This is a genomic window from Pseudoalteromonas sp. 2CM36K, assembly GCF_023161865.1.
Lineage (GTDB): Bacteria > Pseudomonadota > Gammaproteobacteria > Enterobacterales > Alteromonadaceae > Pseudoalteromonas > Pseudoalteromonas tetraodonis.
In genome coordinates this window covers 93,963-113,499 of the sequence record NZ_JALNTK010000014.1, presented here as the reverse complement: position 1 = coordinate 113,499, position 19,537 = coordinate 93,963, and the positions used below count along the sequence as shown (strand labels likewise).

Sequence of the window (19,537 nt, the reverse complement as noted above, 5' to 3'; positions counted from 1 at the left end):
TCGAGGGATTTTAAATCCCTTGTGTCTACCAATTCCACCACTCGGGCATCGAGTTTGCTAATTAAAGCGTGTGGAGTGTTGATTGGAGGCGGAACCCGGAGTCGAACCGGGGTAAACGGATTTGCAATCCGGTGCATGGCCACTCTGCCATTCCGCCTCAGTACTAGGTTAGCTTTAAAGATAAACTGGAGCGGCACACGAGGCTCGAACTCGTGACCTCGACCTTGGCAAGGTCGCGCTCTACCAACTGAGCTAGTGCCGCTTTGTTTATCTAGGGGCTATGCCCTCTCAACACGGACGCATTCTACAGAGATTATTAAACGCGTCAACACAAAAAATGCTACTTTTGAACTGTTTGATTATTTTTTATCTAAAATGGTGCGTTATTAGACGTTTACAATCAATTTTTGGTCAATTCTGCCCATGCTGCAACTAAATATTGCACCATAGAGCTAAGCGTTAAAAACGTCGCTATGTAAAGTAAGCCATAGCTTAAATACATCATCCAGGTATCGTACTGCCAAATTAGGCCAATAATGGCTAACATTTGCGCTGCGGTTTTTAATTTACCCATATCGGACACAGCCACATTGCCGCGTTTGCCTTGCTCAGCCATCCATTCTCGTAGCGCCGATATAACAATTTCACGGCTTATAATAATAAGCGCAGGAATAGTCATATACAAAGATTGATAATGCTCAGATAAAGCAACCAAGGCAGCGCACACCATTACTTTATCAGCAACAGGGTCTAAAAACGCACCAAAAGGCGTTGATTGTTCAAGCTTACGCGCTAAATAGCCATCGAGTATGTCTGTGATTGAAGCAAGCCAAAAAATAAAGGCAGCAACAAAGAATGCCCATGAATAAGGCATATAAAATATCACCAAAAAAATGGGGATAAGAAAGAGTCTAAACGTTGTGAGTGTGTTTGGAATATTCCACATAACTACTTGGATATGTCTTTTTTTCTATATTCGCACATAGGGCTAGCCCTTGTCATGCAAATGGTTAAATATCTTCTCAGCCATGTCAGGACTGATCCCAGGAACTTTCTTTAGCTGTTCTATATTAGCAGCTTTTACGCCTTGCATGCCCCCTAAATATTTTAATAATGTTTGTCGACGCTTGGAACCAACGCCATCTATTTCTTCTAATAACGACTGAGTACGTTGTTTTTGGCGCTTGTTACGGTGCCCTGCAATTGCAAAACGATGCGATTCATCCCGAATATGCTGAATCAAATGCAGTGCGGGTGCATCAGAATCCATAGGTATAGTTTTACGCCCGCCGTCAATAAGTAAAGTTTCAAGGCCTGGTTTACGGCTAGTGCCTTTTGCAACCCCAACTAATAGTGGCATTTTTGCATGCGGCCAGTTTTCAAAGTATTGTTCTGCCCTACCTAATTGGCCTTTACCACCATCAATAAAAATAACATCAGGAATTTTCTCCTCATCAACCAACTTGTTGTAACGTTTGTTTAGTGCAAACTCCATAGCGGCGTAATCATCACCACCGGTAATACCGGTCACGTTATAACGACGATACTCTTTATTGTTAGGGCCTTGAGAATCAAATACAACACAACTGGCCACGGTGTTTTCACCCATGGTGTGACTGATATCAAAACATTCCATGCGATTAATGTCATCAAGACGCAAGGTAGCCTTTAATTGCGCATAACGCTTGTTTATAGAGTCTTGAGTGCTTTGCTTAACCGTAATACTATTTAATGCGTTTTTATTGGCTAACTGTAAGTACTGTGCTCGCTCACCACGAGTAACCACTTTAAGCGATACTTTACGTTCACTAATTTGAGTTAGTGCTTCGCTGAGCGCATCACTTTCTTCTATTTCAAATGGTAAGATGATTTCTTTGGCAATGCGCCCTGTTGCTCCCGGTGCTAAGTAATATTGGCCTAAGAAAGAGGTTAAGATTTCCTGCTCCTGTGAGTCTTTAGGCACCTTTGGAAAATAAGTTTTACTACCCAGCACTTTATGATCGCGGATCATTAATAGATGAATCCCATTTAAGCCATTTAAATGAGCAAAACCTACAACATCCATTTCAGCAAAATTACCTGAGATAGACTGCTGCTCCTGCATTTTACGCAATAGCATAATTTGATCGCGAACTTTAGCTGCGAGTTCAAAATTAAGCTGCTCACTGGCTTTTTCCATTTTAGCGATAAGATCAGCTATTACTTCATGGGATTTACCGGTTAAAAATTTACGGACATAATCAACTTGCTGCGCGTATTCATCTTCAGAGACTTTATTAACACACGGTGCAGAGCAACGTTTTAATTGGTATTGCAAACATGGCCGACTACGCGCACGGTAGTAGGCGTCTTCACATTGGCGTACCGGAAATATTTTTTGCATTAAGCGCAAACTTTCTGAAACCGCCCCCGCGCTTGGAAACGGACCAAAATATTCACCTTTTACTTTTCTGCTACCACGATGAAAGGCTAAGCGAGGATGCTTATGATTAGTGAGCAGTATATAAGGGTACGACTTATCATCACGTAACAGAATATTATAACGTGGCTGATATTTTTTAATCAGGTTGTTTTCGAGCAGTAAAGCTTCTGTCTCTGTATTAGTAAGTGTGACTTCAATATTACAAATATTACTCACTAAAACACGGGTTTTACTGTCGGTAATGTTGCTGCGAAAGTAACTGCTCACCCGCTTTTTTAAACTTTTAGCTTTACCGACATAGATAACTTGGTTGTCATTATCGAGCATGCGATAAACGCCAGGCTCACTCGATAATGTTTTTAAAAACTGGGCATGATCAAATTCAGACATATATATCGACTAGTAAGAGATATCTATATCAATCATTTTGTAACGTATGGCTAAATGAGTAAGCTCTACATCGCCTCCTACGTTAAGCTTTTCAAACATACGATAACGATAACTGTTTACTGTTTTAGAGCTTAAATTTAAGCGCTCAGCAATATCCTGTGCTTTTTCACCTTTGGTGATCATTAGCATTATTTGTAGTTCACGCTCAGACAAACTTTGAAATGGGTTTTCATCGGTACGCCCGGTTACCTGTGCAAGTGCAATCTGTTGCGCTATTTCTGGCGCAATATAACGTTGCCCTGCATGCACACAACGTATAGCACGCACCATTTCATCAGATCCTGCCCCCTTGGTTAAAAAGCCATGAGCACCAATTTGCATGACCTTACTTGGAAATGGGTCTTCACAATTAACTGTAAGCACAATAATTTTTACATCGGGACAATAACGGCAAACCTTTTTAGTTGCCTCAAGCCCGCCCATACCAGGCATGTTCATATCCATTAATACTATATTTGGCGCATGTTGACGACAAAACTGCACAGCCTCTTCGCCTGTTTTAGCTTCACCTATTACTTTAAAACCACGTATATCATCAAGAATACGTCTGATCCCTGTGCGCACAAGTTCATGGTCATCAACTAAAAGTACGTTAATCAATGGAACACCCTCACTAGCCTAATAAGATGCAAGTTAACAAAATTAATTCTCAACATTAGCATAGATACGACGAAACCATAACTAATATTATGCTTTCGTAATCGGTCTTTATGACCGATATGATTAAAAGCGTATTTACCTACAGCAGGTAAATACGCCCCAATGATTTATGCTGACGCCTTTTCACTAAAACGGTCTACCCATAAAGCAATAATACCATCGCCAGTTACATTACACGCAGTGCCGAAGCTATCTTGCGCTAGGTAAAGTGCAATCATTAGTGCCACCGCACCTTCATTGAAACCAAGCATGCTAGTTAATAAACCTAACGCCGACATTACCGCACCACCTGGGGCGCCTGGCGCTGCAATCATCACTACACCTAACATCATAATGAATGGCAACATAGCCATTAGTGAAGGTACTTCCATGCTAGGCGATAAAAACATTACAGCCATAGCACAGGTAACTATTGTAATTGTTGAACCTGACAAATGAATAGTGGCGCATAATGGCACTGTAAAGTTAGCTACATCCTCTTTAACGTTATTTGCTTTACTTGATTGCAAAGATACTGGAATGGTTGCCGCACTCGACATGGTTCCTAATGCAGTAAAGTACGCAGGTAACATATTTTTAATTAGCTCAATAGGATTACGCTTAAGTAATAGGCCTGAGGTAATGTATAAAACACTCAACCATAACCAATGCATCACTAACGCAGCAATAAGTACTACACCAAATGCTTGTAATGTATCAACAACGGTGCCTGCTACGGTCATTTCAGCAAATACACCTGCAATGTAAAATGGTAATGCCGGAATAATTACTTTTGAAAGTAAACCATCAATAATATCGCGCCCCTGATCCGACACAGTTTTTAATGTGTCTAAGCCAAGCTGGCTCATACCAATACCAAATACAAATGCTGTGACTAAAGCAGTCATTACACCCATTAATGGTGGAATTTCTAAGTCAATAAAGCTACCTACTTCGGTCACTGCTTCAGCTTCAAATGAAATACCGCCGCTTAAAAACGGAATAACCGCCGTCACTAATAAAAACGCTAAAGTACCAGCTATAATTGTTGAGCCATACGCAAAACCCACCGTTTTTCCCAGTAGATGCCCTGATCCTTTAGGAAGCCCGGCAATCCCAGAGGCAATAAAAAATAAAATAATCAGTGGAATTGTAAAACTAATAAGCTGGCCGATAAGCTCTTTTACTGTATATAAAAGCTCAACGCCAGTTAAGGGAATATAGAGCCCGACTAAGATACCGGCCACAATACCGGCAATTAATTTTAAAATTAACTTCATGGTGATTACTTTATTGAATTTAGATAATGTGTTTTTACCATGTTTTGAATAGTTTGTGTCAATAAACTGTTCAACCGCAGTTCATTTGCACAATTAACCGACAAAATATAAGTGTGTTGTGTTGATTTGTTTAAATAACGACTACATAAAGAAAAGATAAAGTACAAAGTTAAAAACGAACAAATGATTTCAAGTTCGCCTTTTTAATAACTAAAAAATTAACAGATTGAGTTTTTAGTTCAATCCGTTATAAGCGTAATTAATATATGTTATAGCCAAAGCTTACTTTAACTTTTTTTATCTCACAGTAAAGTAGGCTTATAAAGTTAACAGAATAGCTGTTAACGTGTTGATCAGATTGTACCTAAAGGAACATTATGTCTACTATTTTTGAAGATAACTCACTAAGCATCGGTAACACACCGTTGGTAAAACTTAACCGTGTTACAGGTGGGAATGTATACGCTAAAGTTGAATCACGAAATCCTAGCTTTAGTATTAAATGCCGTATTGGTGCATCAATGATTTGGGAAGCTGAAAAATCAGGTCAACTTACCAAAGACAAAGAACTTATAGAGCCAACATCAGGCAATACCGGTATTGCATTAGCATTTGTAGCTGCTTCTCGCGGTTACAAGTTAACGCTTACAATGCCAAATACCATGAGCTTAGAACGTCGTAAACTATTAAAGGCACTCGGTGCTAACCTAATGCTCACCGATGGCGCTAAAGGCATGAATGGCGCTATTGCAAAGGCCAAAGAAATTCAAGCAGCAGACCCAGATAAGTTTATTTTGCTACAACAATTCGAAAACCCTGCAAACCCTAAAATTCACTTTGAAACAACAGGCCCAGAAATCTTTGATGCACTTGATGGCAAAATCGATTTCTTTGTTGCAGGTGTTGGTACAGGCGGAACTATCACAGGTGTAAGCCGTTATCTTAAAAAAGAAAAAGGCTTAAATGTAAAATCAATCGCTGTAGAGCCAAGCCACTCTCCGGTAATTAGCCAAACACTTGCTGGTGAAGAAGTAAAACCTGGGCCACATAAGATTCAAGGTATTGGTGCAGGCTTTATTCCTGGGAATTTAGATCTATCAATAATTGATAGTGTAGAGCAAGTCTCTAATGAAGAATGTATAGCAATGTGTCACGAACTAATGAAAAAAGAAGGGATTTTAGTCGGTATTTCATCGGGTGCAGCCGTGGTTGCAGCAAAGCGTATTGCTGAACGTCCTGAAAATGCAGATAAAAATATTGTGGTTATTTTGCCAAGTGCAACAGAGCGTTACTTATCAAGCCCGATGTTTGACGAAGAGTTTAGCGAACAAGAGCTTGTGCAATAATCAAGCGATCTGATTAAAAAAGGATGTTTTTTAACATCCTTTTTTATTGCTTTTTTAATAAGTTACTATCTATTTAGTCTACTCCTCTTTACATCTTCTCCATTCCATCACACACTTTATATATAAGTAATCAACCTGACCAAATATGAAAACAATTTTAACCATTTTTGTACTCATATTTAGTATTTTGATCGTTGGCTATAATGAAAATACTAGACCTAAAGAGCAGTACATTGACAATGATCGTCCAGGCGACACTGCTACTGTGTATTTTGATGCGCTTTATAACCAGCATAATTTGCAAAAAGCCAGCGATTTCGCAACGCCTAAATTAGCCCGCATAATGAAATCGTATGGGACGGCCAAACAGTTTGCGCGTAGTCTTATTAATTTACAATACGATGAAGTGGTAATTGAAATTGATATGTCAAATTCAAGCCTGCGAGAACAGTATGGCAATCAGGCTAAAATAAATATTGTGTTTACCGGTTACTTAAATGGTAAAAAAATCGATGATTTCCGTAGTATCGAAATGCTTAAAATAAAAGGTAAGTGGTACGTAGATAAAATCATCGCCGATCCTTACGGGCGCTGATCAGTCATTCAGAGCCTTAGTAACAGTAACCGTATATTCGGGCTTAAAAAATATACAACATAAAAAAGCCTTAAATCATAAATTTAAGGCTTTTTTTATTATCTACTTTATTATAATCCAGTGTTAAATGTCTTCAGGTTTAAAGTTATCAACCGCAATAGCCTGCATTCTTAGCTTATTGGCATGATGCATTGCTTCACCATCAACCTTCGTTACGAGCTCGTGTTCAAGTGCGTAATCAATCGCTTGTTCAATATCATAGGTGACAGGCACCTTGCCTTTTCGTTGCCACTGTTTTAACTGCTTAAATTGATTGTGCATATCGTGCATTGCTAAAAAAGCATTTTCCATCACCCCTGTGCCTGCATTCTCATCAACGTAACACAAATGGGTAAGCCTGTTTCGAAACACGCCGGGTTGAGTCATGTGTTCACAAATACTTTGTGAAGTGGCATCACTTGGTTTGTGATAATGATTACCTAATGGAAAAACAATACGCTTAAGTGCAAAGTTAACCACCGGGTTAGAGAAATTTTTAAAGAAGCCGTCAAATGCTTGACCTATTTCATACAATGACGTCTCTATTGCATACTTAACAAAAGGTAAATCAGCTTGTTGGCGCCCTTCATCTTCAAAACGTTTTAACACGGTAGAAGCAATATACAAATGACTTAATACATCGCCTAAACGTGCCGATATCATTTCTTTGCGTTTAAGTTCACCACCTAACATCAACATTGCAACATCCGTTGTAAACGCCAATCCTCGGCTCATTCTACCTAATTGTTTATAATAGTCGGCCGTCTCTCCACACACAGGCGCTTTAGCAAAGTAGCTGCGAGTTAAACCATGCACCAAGGCCATACTTGCATTACTCAGTGCAAATACAATGTGCTTCATTAACAAGCCATCAAATTGCTCAAGTGCAGCATCATCGTCATCCATTGCTGCCGCTTCCATCTCTTTTAATACAAACGGATGGCAACGAGTTGCACCTTGGCCAAATATCATAAGGTTACGGGTAAGAATATTAGCGCCCTCTACGGTAATAGAGACGGGAATACCCATATAACCGTGTGCTAAATAGTTATTAGGCCCAACCTGAATCCCTTTACCTGCATGAATGTCCATTGCATCATTCATTACCGTTCGACCCATTTCGGTCATGTGGTACTTTGCAATAGCAGTCACTACTGACGGGCTAAGTTTTAAATCAATAGCGCCAGCTGTCATTAACCTGCACGATTCCAGCGCATAAGTTAGGCCACCAATACGTGCTAACCCTTCTTGAACCCCTTCAAATTGACCAATTGACACACCAAACTGTTGTCGAACAACAGAGTAAGCCGAAGTCATTTTAGCCGCTAAATGCCCTGTTGCAGTGCTTAATGCCGGTAACGAAATACCACGCCCTGCACTTAAACATTCAACTAACATGCGCCAACCACGTCCTGCGCCTTGCTGACCGCCAATAATCCAATCAAGCGGAATGAATACATTTTTACCGTAAGTTGTGCCATTCATAAATGCCATATTGAGGGGATAATGCCGCTCGCCAGTTTCAACACCCGGATGATCGGTTGGTATAAGTGCACACGTAATACCCAGCTCTTTTTCATCGCCAATCAAGCCATCTGGGTCATACATTTTAAATGCAAGGCCAAGTACTGTCGCCACAGGCGCTAGGGTAATGTAACGTTTTGACCAATTTAAACGCAGCCCTAAAACCTCCTTACCATCATGTTCGCCTTTGCACACCACACCTGAATCTGGAATACTGCCGGCATCTGAACCGGCCTCTGGCCCCGTTAATGCAAAACAAGGCACATCGTCGCCTTTTGCAAGACTAGGTAGCCAGCGTTCTTGTTGCTCAGTTGTTCCGTAATGCAGTAATAACTCACCCGGTCCTAAGCTATTTGGTACCATTACCGTCACTGCAGCAGTTAAACTTTTAGTAGCGATTTTTGACACTATGGTGGAATTAGCAATAGCAGAGAATTCAAGACCACCAAATTTTTCTGGGATGATCATTGCGAAAAACCTTTCGGTTTTTAAAAAGTCCCAGACCTCTTTAGGTAAGTCTTTATCTTTTTGAACAATTTTATAGTCATCAAGCATTGCTAATAAAGTTTCAACTTGATTATCTATAAATGCAGTTTCTTTTTCACTTAACTGCGGGCGCGGATAGTTGTGTAGTTTTTGCCAATCAGGATCACCACTAAATAACTCGCCATCCCACCAAACATCGCCTGCTTCCATGGCTTCTCGCTCTGTTTGCGATAATGGCGGTAATACTTTTTTGAACATTTTAAAAGTGGGTCGGGTAATTAAATTAAGGCGGATATCTTTAATTGCAAACACCACGATCACCATAACCAGTAATATAATAAATACTGACATAAGCACATTCCTTTACAGTTATAAAAACATTGATTTAATTATGACCGATCTTAATTTAAATACAATGGGCTGTCAGAAGAGTGCTACTGAATGATGCGCCGATTATTTGCGATCAAAATATAACGATAAAGTAGAGTTACATATTTATTACACACAGCAAAAAGCCCACAAATGTGGGCTTTTCACTACTTAACTGGTTTAATTTATGCGATTAAACGCTTAATTAAAACTGAAAACGCATATTTGCAAAGTAAGCATCGTTATCTGAGTCATCTGCGTTGTTTTCGTAACCTACTTTTACGCCAATGTTTTTATTGATGAAATGTTGAGCACCAAAACTGTAAGTATCTTGCTTGTCGTACGAAGCAAATACAGAGGTTGCTTTAGAGAAATAGTAGTTTGTTTCTACATTCCATTGGTCATCTGCTTCGTCAATGCTTTCAAATGTACCTTCTACTGTTAAGTAGTTACCTTGTTGTAGGTCAATGAAGTATTTTGCAGCTACTAAACGATAATCAAAATCATCATCTGATTCTACAGTGATACCTACGTAATCTGTATCGTTTAGCATGTGGTTGTATGCTAAAGAAAAGTATGTAACGTTATCACCATCTTTTTGATCAACAAATCTTACTTTTGCAAGTAAATCTGGGTTAAAGAAATAACCAGCAGAAAGTGTGTATGACTCGTTGTTAGAACCAAAATCAGCATTTTGGTAAGACGCACCAACAACAAAATCTTCAACGAAGTATTCACCGCCAATAGCAGTCACATCGCCAAAATCGTTATCAGCGTAGCCACCAAATACGTTGCTTTGCTTATTGATGTATTCGAATTGATCGTATGGACCTAGTGTGCTTTTTGGAGAGAAGTAGTAAGTAGAGTCCACGCTGATAGTATCGTTGTTATCAGTATCTGTGTAGTTTAAGTTACTGATTGATTGATAGCTATCTGCAGCGTGTGCAGCACTTGATAATAAAAGACCTGAAATAATAATTGCTAATTTTTTCATAATGAAACATCCCTATGTACATTGTTTTTGTACTTTAACTACATTGCTAAAGTGGGGGTATGCTAACGCCACGAAACTGAACAAAAACTGAATCAAGCAATTGTATTTGTTAGGGAATTTGTAAGAAAGTGTTGGAGTAATTTATGTTAAAGTAATCGCAACAAGCTGTAAACAATTACTTTAATTTTACACCGATTTTGTTTGTTTCTATAATGAATACTGGCTAATTATCCGATAAACATCATTTATGTTATCACCAGCTTTAAAGTCCTTGCTAATTGGCGTTGGATCTGACCCTACCCATATTTTTAACTCAGCGTCTAAATCAAAGTGCCCAGCACTCTCTTTACTGAACTTAGTTATCTTAGAGTAAGCAATACTGATCATTTCTATTTTAGAACCTGTCACACCTTGTTTATCTAATAAAATTAGTCGCTTATTAGTAAAGATAAACATATCACGGACAACTTTATACGCCTTTTCAACTCGCTCACCTTCAATAAGGGTATTTGCCAATACTTTTTCTAAATCGGCGTCATCCACTTCACTGGCGTTACCCATTAAACCACTAAATAATCCCATTATAGTTTCTCCTGTTTAAATATTTGATTTTCTAGCGTATGACCATTTACTAACTGCCTATACTGCCAATTATGTTGGTGGCAAAATTGCAATAGCGCGATGTCGAGTGAATCGCTAGTTGGTTGATACTCAATCACATACTCTTTATGTTGGCTCATATAAACACGGCTCACACCCTCAATTGCTTGGAGTTGTTGCTCCACATTTTGATACACTTCACTGAGCATTAAAGTGTAAAAATGCTTATCGGTGTTCACTGCTTTAGTTTGGTGCTCGCTTAATACGCCTTTATCTAAATGTAGTACTTGAGAACATAATCGTTCAAGTTCCGTTAAATCATGAGAGCTTAAAATAAACGTCGCTTGAGACGATAGCTCAGACACCAGCTCCCTGACTTCTCTGGCATGAATCGGATCAAGTCCTGCTGTGGCCTCATCTAACATCACAATTTGCGGTGAGCCAATTAATGCTTGCGCTATGGTTACACGCTTGCGCATACCGTGAGATAAGTCCCCAGCGCGGTTTTTTGCAATTTCGCTAAGGCCCACTAAATCAAGCACACGAAGTGCCTCTACGTGGCTTTGCTTAGTACTCATGCCTTGTAGCTTGGCATAAAAACTAAGTTGTTTATCTATATTAAAACGCGGATCTAGCTGGGCATCTTGTGGTAACGCACTCACTTTATTAAATAAAGCAGCACTACCAGGTTTATGGCCAAGTATTTCAAGCTCACCTATGCTAGGTGCGATATAGCCACACAACAAACTAAATAAAGAGGTCTTCCCTGCGCCATTAGGGCCAACTAATGCAACTGGCGCGCCTTTTTGAATCTCGAAACTCACATTATTTAGAGCCAGTTTTGAGCCGTACGATTTACTTAAATTACGCCCTATTATTAATGATTTCATAGTGAGCTCCTTGCAAAAATACGTTGAGCAACCACAAGTAGCACCGCTGTTTGCACAAGTGGAATAGCTAATGCGCTCAGTAACGGTAAGTTTTGTCCCGCTAATAACTCTATTTGCACACCAGGGAATAAATAATCAAGCACACTTAATGCGGGTATTTGCCACTCTAGTAATCCAACAATAATGCCACCGGCTGTAAAATATAAAATGGCTAACACAATAGATAAGCGAGATGAGCTCGCAAAAGTATTAATTAAGCTCATTAAGGCTACAAACGGCGAAAAAGTAACTATGAGTATTAAAAATATTGAAACAGCACGACTAAGGCCACCTGCAAGTAAGCTCGGCTCGCGAAACCCGAGCACCGCCAATGTCGCTATAAGCGTGATGCCAACTAAACAGGTTAGTACTGCTAACTGCCCTAAAAAACGACCAAAGAGTATTTCAAAGCGAGTTGAGCGTAATGATAAAAATCTTAGCGTACCGCGCTCTCTATCACCCACAGTTTGATCACTACAAATAAATAAGCTAAAAACAGGAAAACTATACAAAGCAATAAGCCAATACATAGCAAATTCTGCTTCAGGCCAATCAAGTAACTTATTTAATCCAATAGAGCCGGAAATATCACGGGCTATTTGTTCAAAATCGGGGGAGCTGATAATGCCCACTGCCTGCCCTATGGGGTAACGTAAAATAACAAGCCACACTAGCCCAAAAGCCGCCAGTGCAATAAGTCCTCGTTTAGTTAAAAACATACGTACCAGCTCAAAACCCGCGATTTGGGTTAAGCGCCCTACGTTAACAGGTGATGGTATTGCCATTGACTATCCTTAATGACGTTGTTCGTGCTTTACAATAAGTGTTATTTAACAACACTAAGTGTAAACACGTTGAATTGCTAGCAAAAAAAAGCCTACTCAGAGATAGGCTTTGTAACAAATAATGTAATTTAACCAATTAGTAATTATAAATGTTGCTCATAAATAACTAATGCTTGCTGTAAGTCGGCAATTAAATCTTCAACATCTTCCAAACCAATGTGCAAACGAATCACAGGTCCATGCTCCCATCCTGTTTGCGAGCGCAGCCCTTTCATTGATAGGTTTGCCGTTACTAAGCTCTCAAAGCCTCCCCAAGAAAAGCCCATTTTAAAATGCTGCAAGCTATCTAAAAAAGCATCAATGGCCTTTTGGTTACCGGTTTTCATTACAAACGAAAACAAACCATTACTACCGTCAAAATCGCGTTTGAAAAATTCATGCCCAGGACACGTTTCAAATGCTGGGTGGCGAATATGATCAACCAACGCATGTTGCTCAAGCCATTTTGCTACTTCTAGCGCGGCTTTTTCATGCTGATTTAATCGCACTGCCATGGTACGCAAGCCTCGTAGTGCTAAATACGCATCATCTGCACTGGTGCATTGCCCGAGTAAATAAGAATGTTCACGAAGTGTTGGCCAATATGTTTTATTCGCTACAGCTACGCCCATCATCACATCTGAATGACCTACAATATATTTGGTTGCCGCTTGAATACTAATATCAACACCGTGTTCAAGTGGACGATAGTGCAAACCATTACCATAAGTGTTATCAAGCACCGTCATTACATTATGATCATTTGCCACTTGCACCATAGCGGGAACATCTTGAATTTCCATGGTAATTGAACCCGGAGACTCTAAAAACAACATTTTGGTATTGTCTTGAATGTACTCTTTTATGTCTGCGCCAATCATGGGCGGATAATAGGTCGTACTAATACCCAACCCAGCTAATATCTTGTCGCAAAAATCACGGGTTGGCTCGTAAACAGTGTCCACTATTAAAATATGATCACCGGACTTTAAAAACGATAACAGCGTTTGGCTTATCGCTGCCGCGCCACATGGGTATAACGCACAGCCCTCACCGCCTTCGAGTTCGGTAATTGCCTCTTGCAGAGCAAAATGAGTGGTCGTCCCTCTGCGGCCATAAAACAAGGTTTTGTCGCCACGTGTTTTAGCCGCTTCTTTAAGCTCACTCACAGAATCAAACACAATCGTTGAAGCGCGCTGTATCACTGGATTAACTACGCCATGGGTGTACGCTTTTTTGCGCCCTGATGACACTAATTGGGTATTTTTATTTTTGCTCGACATGATTCATCCTTCTATCTGAGTACGCCAATATTCAATTAAATAACGCGAAATCGAATCAGCTCTAGGTAGCTTTAAATGCTCCCCCTCGTGTTGCCAATCTTTAAATTGCGCAAGTTCTTGGCGAGAAAACCATCGTGCATCTTCAAGTTCATCTTGCTCTGTGCTTATTTCATCACTGCTTGCTGTGGCAATAAAACCAAGCATGATTGATGAAGGAAACGGCCAAGGTTGAGAAGCAATATACTCTGCTTTCTCCACGGTAATACCCGCTTCCTCTTTTACTTCTCGGATCACGGTTTGTTCAAGGGTTTCACCTGGGTCGACAAACCCGGCAAGTGAGGAATACAGACCTTTAGGCCAAGTTGCTTGGCGACCCAATAAGCAGCGTTCAATCCCATCAGAAAATGTTTTAGTTACTACCATAATAACGGCTGGATCGGTACGCGGAAAAGTTTGGTGCATACAGGCTGCGTTGTCGCATAAACGTGAATGCCCCCCTTCAACTAAGTGATTTTTGGTACCACAGCGACCACAAAAACTATGAGTGGCATGCCAGTAACACAACCCACGAGCAAGCGCTGCATTTGAGCCATCTTCAAGTGCTACTTGAGTACCATGTTGACGAATATCTGCAAACTGGGCATCACCAACAATCGTTGCTAATAACGACTCTTCGAGTTCAGTTACGTCTAGCGCAAATACGGCATTATCCTGTTTATTTGATCCTAAAAGAATAGCCTGCGTTAAATCTAAATGTGCCACTTGTTGGTAAGCTAAATACACCACCTCAGGGCTACTGTTAGCAAATAAGGTGTGATTGCCTTTAACTAGAAGCCATAAACTGTCTGCTGTTTTTTTTGCGTCTACCCAAGTAGGGTCTTTGCGCGCATTTGAGCCTCTGTCTAATGGCATATTACTGTAGTTAAGCATGTAATTCCTTGATACTAATTGAATCTTAAAATTACCATACTCATCCACTAAACCCAATTTATTATCGCCATAAAAAAAGCCTAAATTAGGCTTAATTAATCTATGCACCCGTTGTATTAAATACTCTCATGATCAACGCAAACATTCTGCTCAAAAATAAATCAAAAATACAATGCTTATACTTTTTAAAGTAGTAGCTGTTTGTCAATTAAATGAAATTGCTCGGCACTTTGCTTAAGTACCTCTGCGGTTAATTTATCAGCACCGTATACATCACACGGAACATTATATTGATTTTTTAAATGCCCAAGTAATAATGCAAAGTCACCGTCACCCGAGAGTAAAATAACTTTATCAAGCTGCTTTCCCTGCTCTAGCATATCTATGGTTATACCTACATCCCAATCGCCTTTGGCACTGCCGTCACGGCGTTGAATAAAGGGTTTTAGTTTTACTTCAAAGCCAATAGCGCGCAAAATATTTTGAAACTGATTTTGCTTTTCATCACCTCGGTATATTGCATAAGCAAACGCACATTCAATATTGTATTGTTGCTCTATCATTCGCCAAAAGGCATTGTAATCAAAGTTTTTACCGTGGCTTTCGCGACAGGTGTAATAAATATTTTGTACATCGACAAAAATACCTACACGAGGTTTACTGCTTTGTTGTGAGGTCATTATTATGTCCTAATGAGTGATACTTGCAATTGCGTGTTAAGTAACCTAAATTAGTTACCAAACCCAACGTAACCAATTATAGTTACATTTAACAATGTAACCTAATTTAGTTACATATAAATAATTTATCTGGATTTTTATGATTGGTGTGATCAGCGGCGATATTATTAAATCGCAAAAAATACCTAAACAACAATACGATGCCATGCTTTATCAGCTAGAGCAAAGTTTACGTGCAAATTGTAATAAAACAACATCTTGGGATATTTACCGTGGGGATGCATTTCAGCTGCAAGTAGAAAAAAGTGAACAGTTAGTTACCACCGCTATTCTTATCTACCTACAGCTAAAATCTGCCGGCTATGAACTGCGCCAAAGCATGGCGTTGGGGCACATAGATAACCCTGGTAAGAGTATAAAAACGGCCACAGGCTCTGCGTTTACTCTCTCTGGTCATGAGCTAGATAAAATGACAAACCAGCGTTTTACATTTGCTATTGCAAAGCAACCAGTTGATGAGAGCTTTAAGCTAAACCTAGCGTTTGTTGATGTATTGCTGTGTAAAATAACTCAAAAACAAGCAAACGCTTTGTATGTATATTTAACCCATACTAATAACAACCATGCAGCATTAGCTAAAGAGCTCAATACCAGCCGCGAAAACGTTACTAAGCTGCTTAATCTTGCTAACTATCAGCTGATAGAACGATTTATTTTACATGCACAACAACAGCTTAAAAGCATACAGCAAGGACATGACTAATGGAATTTTCACTATTACTCGTTGCACTGATTATTGGCCACTTACTCGCTGATTTTTATTGGCAACCCATGAGCTGGGTAAACGACAGAAACACCCGTCATTTTAAAGCAAAAAAACTTTACCACCATGTATTGGTTCACGGAATTACCAGTGCAGTCGTTGTGGCACTTTGGGAATATAGTTTTGGCTGGCAACAATTAGGCAGCGTATTACTGGCGACCGGCATTATTATGATCAGTCACTACTTTATTGATATTGCTAAATCGTATTCAAATAAAGGCGTAGTGCCTTTTTTATTAGACCAAATTGCCCATATCACCGTCCTTATTGTGATAAGCATTTGGCTCACTGATAATCAGCAATTTACTAACAATTTTATGGCGTTATTGTTCAACGAAAAAGTGCTTTGGGTTATAACTGGTTACCTTATTATTTTAAGTCCCAGTGCGGTATTTATAAGAATGATGTTAGAGCGTTTAACTAATCACTTTTCAAGTGATGGTAGTCTCCCTTTAGCAGGACAAAGTATTGGTATGCTCGAACGAGTACTTATGCTGACATTTATTTTATTAGATCAGTTTGCTGGGCTTGGGTTTTTAATTGCCGCCAAATCCGTGTTTAGATTTGGCGACTTAAGTGCCAGCAAAGATAAACAACTCACAGAATATGTGATGCTAGGCACGTTACTGAGTGTTAGCGTTACGCTGTTTGTTGGCCTAGGCATTAATTACTTACTGATAAATTAAAAACAAAAAAAGCGCTAACCTTAAAGCTAGCGCTTTTTTTGCAGCTGCGTTTAACTAAACGCAGTGACAATTAGTCATTATTTGCAGGACGACGACGGCGTTGACCACTGCCCCCAACCGATTGACGCTTTGCCCATGGGTTTTGTGCATTTTCATCGGTTTTAGCTGCTGGCTTTTTAGAGCCACCACGACGTGGGCCCGTACCATTGCCACCATTGTTAGGCTTTTTGCTATTAGGCTTGCTGCTATCTGATTTAGGCTTATTAAATGGTTGTTTTTTCTTTGGCTTTTTAGCAGGCAGTGGGCGAGCATCGAGTGCGCGCTCAGCAACAGGGTTAGCCGGTTCAAAGCCTTCTTCTTCAGCACGAGGAATTAACTCGCCAATAAAGCGTTCAATACCGTATAAATCTACTGCATCGTCGACCGTTACAAACGAAATGGCATGCCCTGATGCACCCGCACGACCAGTTCGGCCAATACGGTGGACATAATCTTCATATACATTAGGTAAGTCGTAGTTAACTACGTGTGGAAGCTCAACAATATCTAAACCACGAGCAACAATATCAGTTGCCACTAATACGCGCACTTCACCGCTTTTAAAGCCTTCCAATGCTTTAACACGTGCGCCCTGAGATTTATTACCATGGATTGCTGCGCCAACAATATCATCGCGTTCAAGTTGCTTAACTAAACGATTAGCACCGTGTTTAGTACGGCTAAATACCAGTACTTGTTGCCAATCATTGCTACGAATTAAATGGCTTAATAAGGCCGTTTTACGCGCTTTATCGACAGCGTACACGCATTGAGTCACGCTTTTAGCAGTGGTGTTTTTGGCAGCGACTGAAATTTCAACCGGATCGTTAATTAACCCTTTGGCCAATGCACGAATGTCGTCAGAAAAGGTTGCTGAGAACATTAAGTTTTGACGTTTTTCAGGCATTTTTGCAATTAAGCGTTTAATGTCGTGGATAAAGCCCATGTCTAACATACGGTCGGCTTCATCTAAAACCAGTACTTCAACGCTATCAAACTTAACTGCGTTTTGATTATGTAAATCAATTAAACGCCCAGGTGTGGCCACTAAAATATCAACCCCTTTGCGCAGGCGCTGCATTTGTGGGTTAATTTTTACACCACCGTAAACCACAAACGAACTCACATCAGAATGCTTAGCGTACTCTTCAACGTTTTCGCTTACTTGCAACGCAAGCTCTCGGGTTGGCGTTAAAATAAGCGCACGTACATGATTACTTTTTGCTTTAGTGCCCGACGATAAACGCTCAATTAGTGGCAAAGTAAAACCAGCGGTTTTACCTGTACCTGTTTGTGCTGCGGCCATTACATCGCGACGCGCAATAATTGCTGGGATAGCTTGAGCCTGAATAGGCGTTGGCGTTTCATAGCCCTTTTCTAAAACCGCATTAACTAAAGACTGTGATAAACCTAAACCATCAAAACTCATATAAACTCTCTATTTCAAATTAGGCCAAAGTGGCCAGTTGCGCGCATTATACCTTTAGTAGCTCAGAATGCATGCCATTATTTACTTTGTGCCAAATCAATACACACAAATACTAAAAAAGCGGCTAAACAGCCGCTTTTTATTTACCTGAGCATTACAAATGCTAAAGGATTATTTTACACCTAACTCACGTAAACGCTCTTGTAAGTAGCTATCTGCTGTGTAGCGATCAGATAACACCACATCTGGACGAGGATGCAAAAACAATGGTAATGAAATACGTGATTTGGTTGTTGCTTTACCCGATGGATTAATTACACGGTGAATCGTTGATGGGAAGTAGCCACCCGATGCTTCTTGTAACATGTCACCAATATTAATAATTAGACTACCAAAATCACATGGCACGTCTAACCAATCGCCATCGGTTTTTTGTACTTGTAAACCCGGCTCGTTTGACGCTGGTAATACGGTTAATAAGTTAATATCACCGTGCGCAGCAGCACGAATAGCACCAGGCTCTTCATCACCTGTCATTGGCGGGTAATGTAAAATACGTAACAACGTTTGCTCAGATTGGGCAATCATATCTTTTAAATCGATAGAGAACTTAGCACGCACTTCTTCAGGCGCTTCAGCCTGAACCCAGCTTAATAATGTTGCCGCAAATTCATTAGCTAAACGGTAGTACTCACGCACATCAGCTTCTAATTGTGCAGGAACACGGCCTTTAGGGTAAACATGAAAGTACTCTTTAATGTCTTTTACTGTATGGCCTTTAGCTACTTCTGATACCGACGGTGGAAAATAACCATCTTGCGTTTCTTTTGAAAATAAAAACTCATGCTTTTGATCTGAGTTAAAAAAGTCTTGCCAATTTTTATAAATAGACTCAACTAAAGATTGCGGAATAGGATGGTTTTTTAATACGCCAAAACCAGTATTTCTCAACGATTCAACAAATTGCGCAGCCGCATCGTCCGCTTTATAATCAACTGTAGGTAATTGCATGGTACATTCCAGTAAGTAGGTTGTTAGAAGCCATTTACCAATTCGCTTGAGTAAAGATCCATTAAATTAACTAAATATTACATGCTAACTACGCAAAAAAAATTATATCTAGTTGTTCTAGATAAGGTTTTTTAAACGCCGATAAACAACGACTTAATA

The 19,537-nt window shown here is 39.8% G+C and carries 18 protein-coding genes and 2 tRNA genes; 4 read left to right on the top strand and 16 right to left on the bottom strand.

The window, feature by feature from the left end:
- Positions 1 to 83: 83 nt before the first annotated feature.
- The 6 genes from MTN97_RS10460 to MTN97_RS10435 all read right to left on the bottom strand — a co-directional run bounded on the left by MTN97_RS10460 (position 84) and on the right by MTN97_RS10435 (position 4,791).
- Positions 84 to 157 (bottom strand) — tRNA-Cys (locus tag MTN97_RS10460).
- A 29-nt stretch (positions 158 to 186) separates the two neighbouring features.
- Positions 187 to 262: transfer RNA gene (locus MTN97_RS10455), tRNA-Gly, on the bottom strand.
- A 138-nt stretch (positions 263 to 400) separates the two neighbouring features.
- Positions 401 to 946 carry a CDP-diacylglycerol--glycerol-3-phosphate 3-phosphatidyltransferase gene (gene pgsA / locus MTN97_RS10450; RefSeq protein ID WP_013464594.1) on the bottom strand — a complete coding sequence of 182 codons (546 nt, stop codon included), beginning with the start codon at positions 944 to 946 and terminating at the stop codon, positions 401 to 403.
- A 42-nt stretch (positions 947 to 988) separates the two neighbouring features.
- On the bottom strand, positions 989 to 2,812 hold the full coding sequence (gene uvrC, locus MTN97_RS10445; RefSeq protein WP_036983092.1) for an excinuclease ABC subunit UvrC: 1,824 nt from the start codon (positions 2,810 to 2,812) through the stop codon (positions 989 to 991).
- A gap of 9 nt (positions 2,813 to 2,821) precedes the next feature.
- The gene (gene uvrY, locus MTN97_RS10440) at positions 2,822 to 3,472 is read right to left on the bottom strand and encodes a UvrY/SirA/GacA family response regulator transcription factor (RefSeq protein ID WP_013464592.1); all 651 of its coding nucleotides are present in this window, start codon (positions 3,470 to 3,472) and stop codon (positions 2,822 to 2,824) included.
- Between the two features lie 167 nt (positions 3,473 to 3,639).
- A complete protein-coding gene (locus MTN97_RS10435; protein WP_010391481.1) occupies positions 3,640 to 4,791 on the bottom strand; it encodes a dicarboxylate/amino acid:cation symporter in 1,152 nt (383 codons plus the stop codon).
- Positions 4,792 to 5,168: 377 nt separating this feature from the next.
- Here MTN97_RS10435 and cysK point away from each other — a divergent pair, with 377 nt between their 5' ends.
- Both cysK and MTN97_RS10425 read left to right on the top strand, forming a co-directional pair.
- Positions 5,169 to 6,137, top strand: coding sequence for a cysteine synthase A (gene cysK / locus MTN97_RS10430; protein ID WP_248474343.1), 969 nt, complete (start codon positions 5,169 to 5,171; stop codon positions 6,135 to 6,137).
- A gap of 145 nt (positions 6,138 to 6,282) precedes the next feature.
- The gene (locus tag MTN97_RS10425) at positions 6,283 to 6,732 is read left to right on the top strand and encodes a hypothetical protein (protein WP_248474342.1); all 450 of its coding nucleotides are present in this window, start codon (positions 6,283 to 6,285) and stop codon (positions 6,730 to 6,732) included.
- A gap of 123 nt (positions 6,733 to 6,855) precedes the next feature.
- Here the strand turns inward: MTN97_RS10425 and MTN97_RS10420 are convergent, their stop codons facing one another.
- From MTN97_RS10420 to MTN97_RS10385, 8 genes are all read right to left on the bottom strand, one after another.
- A complete protein-coding gene (locus MTN97_RS10420; protein ID WP_248474341.1) occupies positions 6,856 to 9,132 on the bottom strand; it encodes an acyl-CoA dehydrogenase in 2,277 nt (758 codons plus the stop codon).
- Between the two features lie 223 nt (positions 9,133 to 9,355).
- Positions 9,356 to 10,144, bottom strand: coding sequence for a putative porin (locus MTN97_RS10415; protein ID WP_248474340.1), 789 nt, complete (start codon positions 10,142 to 10,144; stop codon positions 9,356 to 9,358).
- Positions 10,145 to 10,351: 207 nt separating this feature from the next.
- The gene (locus MTN97_RS10410; protein WP_248474339.1) at positions 10,352 to 10,726 is read right to left on the bottom strand and encodes a PH domain-containing protein; all 375 of its coding nucleotides are present in this window, start codon (positions 10,724 to 10,726) and stop codon (positions 10,352 to 10,354) included.
- Positions 10,726 to 11,634, bottom strand: coding sequence for an ABC transporter ATP-binding protein (locus MTN97_RS10405; RefSeq protein WP_248474338.1), 909 nt, complete (start codon positions 11,632 to 11,634; stop codon positions 10,726 to 10,728). The genes MTN97_RS10410 and MTN97_RS10405 overlap by 1 nt, the downstream gene beginning before the upstream one ends.
- Entirely contained in the window at positions 11,631 to 12,458 is an 828-nt protein-coding gene (locus MTN97_RS10400) for an ABC transporter permease subunit (RefSeq protein ID WP_248474337.1), read from the bottom strand. The genes MTN97_RS10405 and MTN97_RS10400 overlap by 4 nt, the downstream gene beginning before the upstream one ends.
- Positions 12,459 to 12,601: 143 nt before the next feature.
- Positions 12,602 to 13,780, bottom strand: a complete 1,179-nt coding sequence (locus MTN97_RS10395) for a cystathionine beta-lyase (protein ID WP_248474336.1) — start codon at positions 13,778 to 13,780, stop codon at positions 12,602 to 12,604.
- 3 nt (positions 13,781 to 13,783) lie between these two features.
- Complete coding sequence (gene nudC / locus MTN97_RS10390) at positions 13,784 to 14,710, bottom strand: NAD(+) diphosphatase (protein WP_075169536.1); 927 nt, start codon at positions 14,708 to 14,710, stop codon at positions 13,784 to 13,786.
- Positions 14,711 to 14,895: 185 nt separating this feature from the next.
- On the bottom strand, positions 14,896 to 15,390 hold the full coding sequence (locus MTN97_RS10385; RefSeq protein ID WP_248474335.1) for an NYN domain-containing protein: 495 nt from the start codon (positions 15,388 to 15,390) through the stop codon (positions 14,896 to 14,898).
- 139 nt (positions 15,391 to 15,529) lie between these two features.
- Between MTN97_RS10385 and MTN97_RS10380 the strand changes: the two genes are divergently transcribed.
- Together MTN97_RS10380 and MTN97_RS10375 are read left to right on the top strand one after the other, a co-directional pair.
- On the top strand, positions 15,530 to 16,153 hold the full coding sequence (locus MTN97_RS10380) for a hypothetical protein (protein ID WP_036983119.1): 624 nt from the start codon (positions 15,530 to 15,532) through the stop codon (positions 16,151 to 16,153).
- The gene (locus tag MTN97_RS10375; protein ID WP_248474334.1) at positions 16,153 to 16,899 is read left to right on the top strand and encodes a DUF3307 domain-containing protein; all 747 of its coding nucleotides are present in this window, start codon (positions 16,153 to 16,155) and stop codon (positions 16,897 to 16,899) included. Before MTN97_RS10380 ends, MTN97_RS10375 begins: the two co-directional genes overlap by 1 nt.
- Before the next feature lie 70 nt (positions 16,900 to 16,969).
- On the opposite strand, the gene MTN97_RS10370 is transcribed toward MTN97_RS10375, so the two are convergent.
- A complete protein-coding gene (locus tag MTN97_RS10370; protein WP_036983123.1) occupies positions 16,970 to 18,367 on the bottom strand; it encodes a DEAD/DEAH box helicase in 1,398 nt (465 codons plus the stop codon).
- Between the two features lie 171 nt (positions 18,368 to 18,538).
- On the bottom strand, positions 18,539 to 19,378 hold the full coding sequence (locus tag MTN97_RS10365; protein ID WP_248474333.1) for an isopenicillin N synthase family oxygenase: 840 nt from the start codon (positions 19,376 to 19,378) through the stop codon (positions 18,539 to 18,541).
- Positions 19,379 to 19,537 lie beyond the last annotated feature (159 nt).

Excerpts from the sequence above, each read along its gene's own strand:
- MTN97_RS10425 (WP_248474342.1), top strand. The coding sequence starts at position 6,283 with ATGAAAACAATTTTAACCATTTTTGTACTCATATTTAGTATTTTGATC.
- MTN97_RS10435 (WP_010391481.1), bottom strand. The coding sequence starts at position 4,791 with ATGAAGTTAATTTTAAAATTAATTGCCGGTATTGTGGCCGGTATCTTA.
- MTN97_RS10380 (WP_036983119.1), top strand. The coding sequence starts at position 15,530 with ATGATTGGTGTGATCAGCGGCGATATTATTAAATCGCAAAAAATACCT.
- MTN97_RS10410 (WP_248474339.1), bottom strand. The coding sequence starts at position 10,726 with ATGGGATTATTTAGTGGTTTAATGGGTAACGCCAGTGAAGTGGATGAC.
- MTN97_RS10375 (WP_248474334.1), top strand. The coding sequence starts at position 16,153 with ATGGAATTTTCACTATTACTCGTTGCACTGATTATTGGCCACTTACTC.
- MTN97_RS10370 (WP_036983123.1), bottom strand. The coding sequence starts at position 18,367 with ATGAGTTTTGATGGTTTAGGTTTATCACAGTCTTTAGTTAATGCGGTT.
- MTN97_RS10420 (WP_248474341.1), bottom strand. The coding sequence starts at position 9,132 with ATGTCAGTATTTATTATATTACTGGTTATGGTGATCGTGGTGTTTGCA.
- MTN97_RS10405 (WP_248474338.1), bottom strand. The coding sequence starts at position 11,634 with ATGAAATCATTAATAATAGGGCGTAATTTAAGTAAATCGTACGGCTCA.
- MTN97_RS10415 (WP_248474340.1), bottom strand. The coding sequence starts at position 10,144 with ATGAAAAAATTAGCAATTATTATTTCAGGTCTTTTATTATCAAGTGCT.
- pgsA (WP_013464594.1), bottom strand. The coding sequence starts at position 946 with ATGTGGAATATTCCAAACACACTCACAACGTTTAGACTCTTTCTTATC.
- uvrC (WP_036983092.1), bottom strand. The coding sequence starts at position 2,812 with ATGTCTGAATTTGATCATGCCCAGTTTTTAAAAACATTATCGAGTGAG.
- MTN97_RS10365 (WP_248474333.1), bottom strand. The coding sequence starts at position 19,378 with ATGCAATTACCTACAGTTGATTATAAAGCGGACGATGCGGCTGCGCAA.
- MTN97_RS10385 (WP_248474335.1), bottom strand. The coding sequence starts at position 15,390 with ATGACCTCACAACAAAGCAGTAAACCTCGTGTAGGTATTTTTGTCGAT.
- MTN97_RS10395 (WP_248474336.1), bottom strand. The coding sequence starts at position 13,780 with ATGTCGAGCAAAAATAAAAATACCCAATTAGTGTCATCAGGGCGCAAA.
- cysK (WP_248474343.1), top strand. The coding sequence starts at position 5,169 with ATGTCTACTATTTTTGAAGATAACTCACTAAGCATCGGTAACACACCG.
- MTN97_RS10400 (WP_248474337.1), bottom strand. The coding sequence starts at position 12,458 with ATGGCAATACCATCACCTGTTAACGTAGGGCGCTTAACCCAAATCGCG.
- nudC (WP_075169536.1), bottom strand. The coding sequence starts at position 14,710 with ATGCTTAACTACAGTAATATGCCATTAGACAGAGGCTCAAATGCGCGC.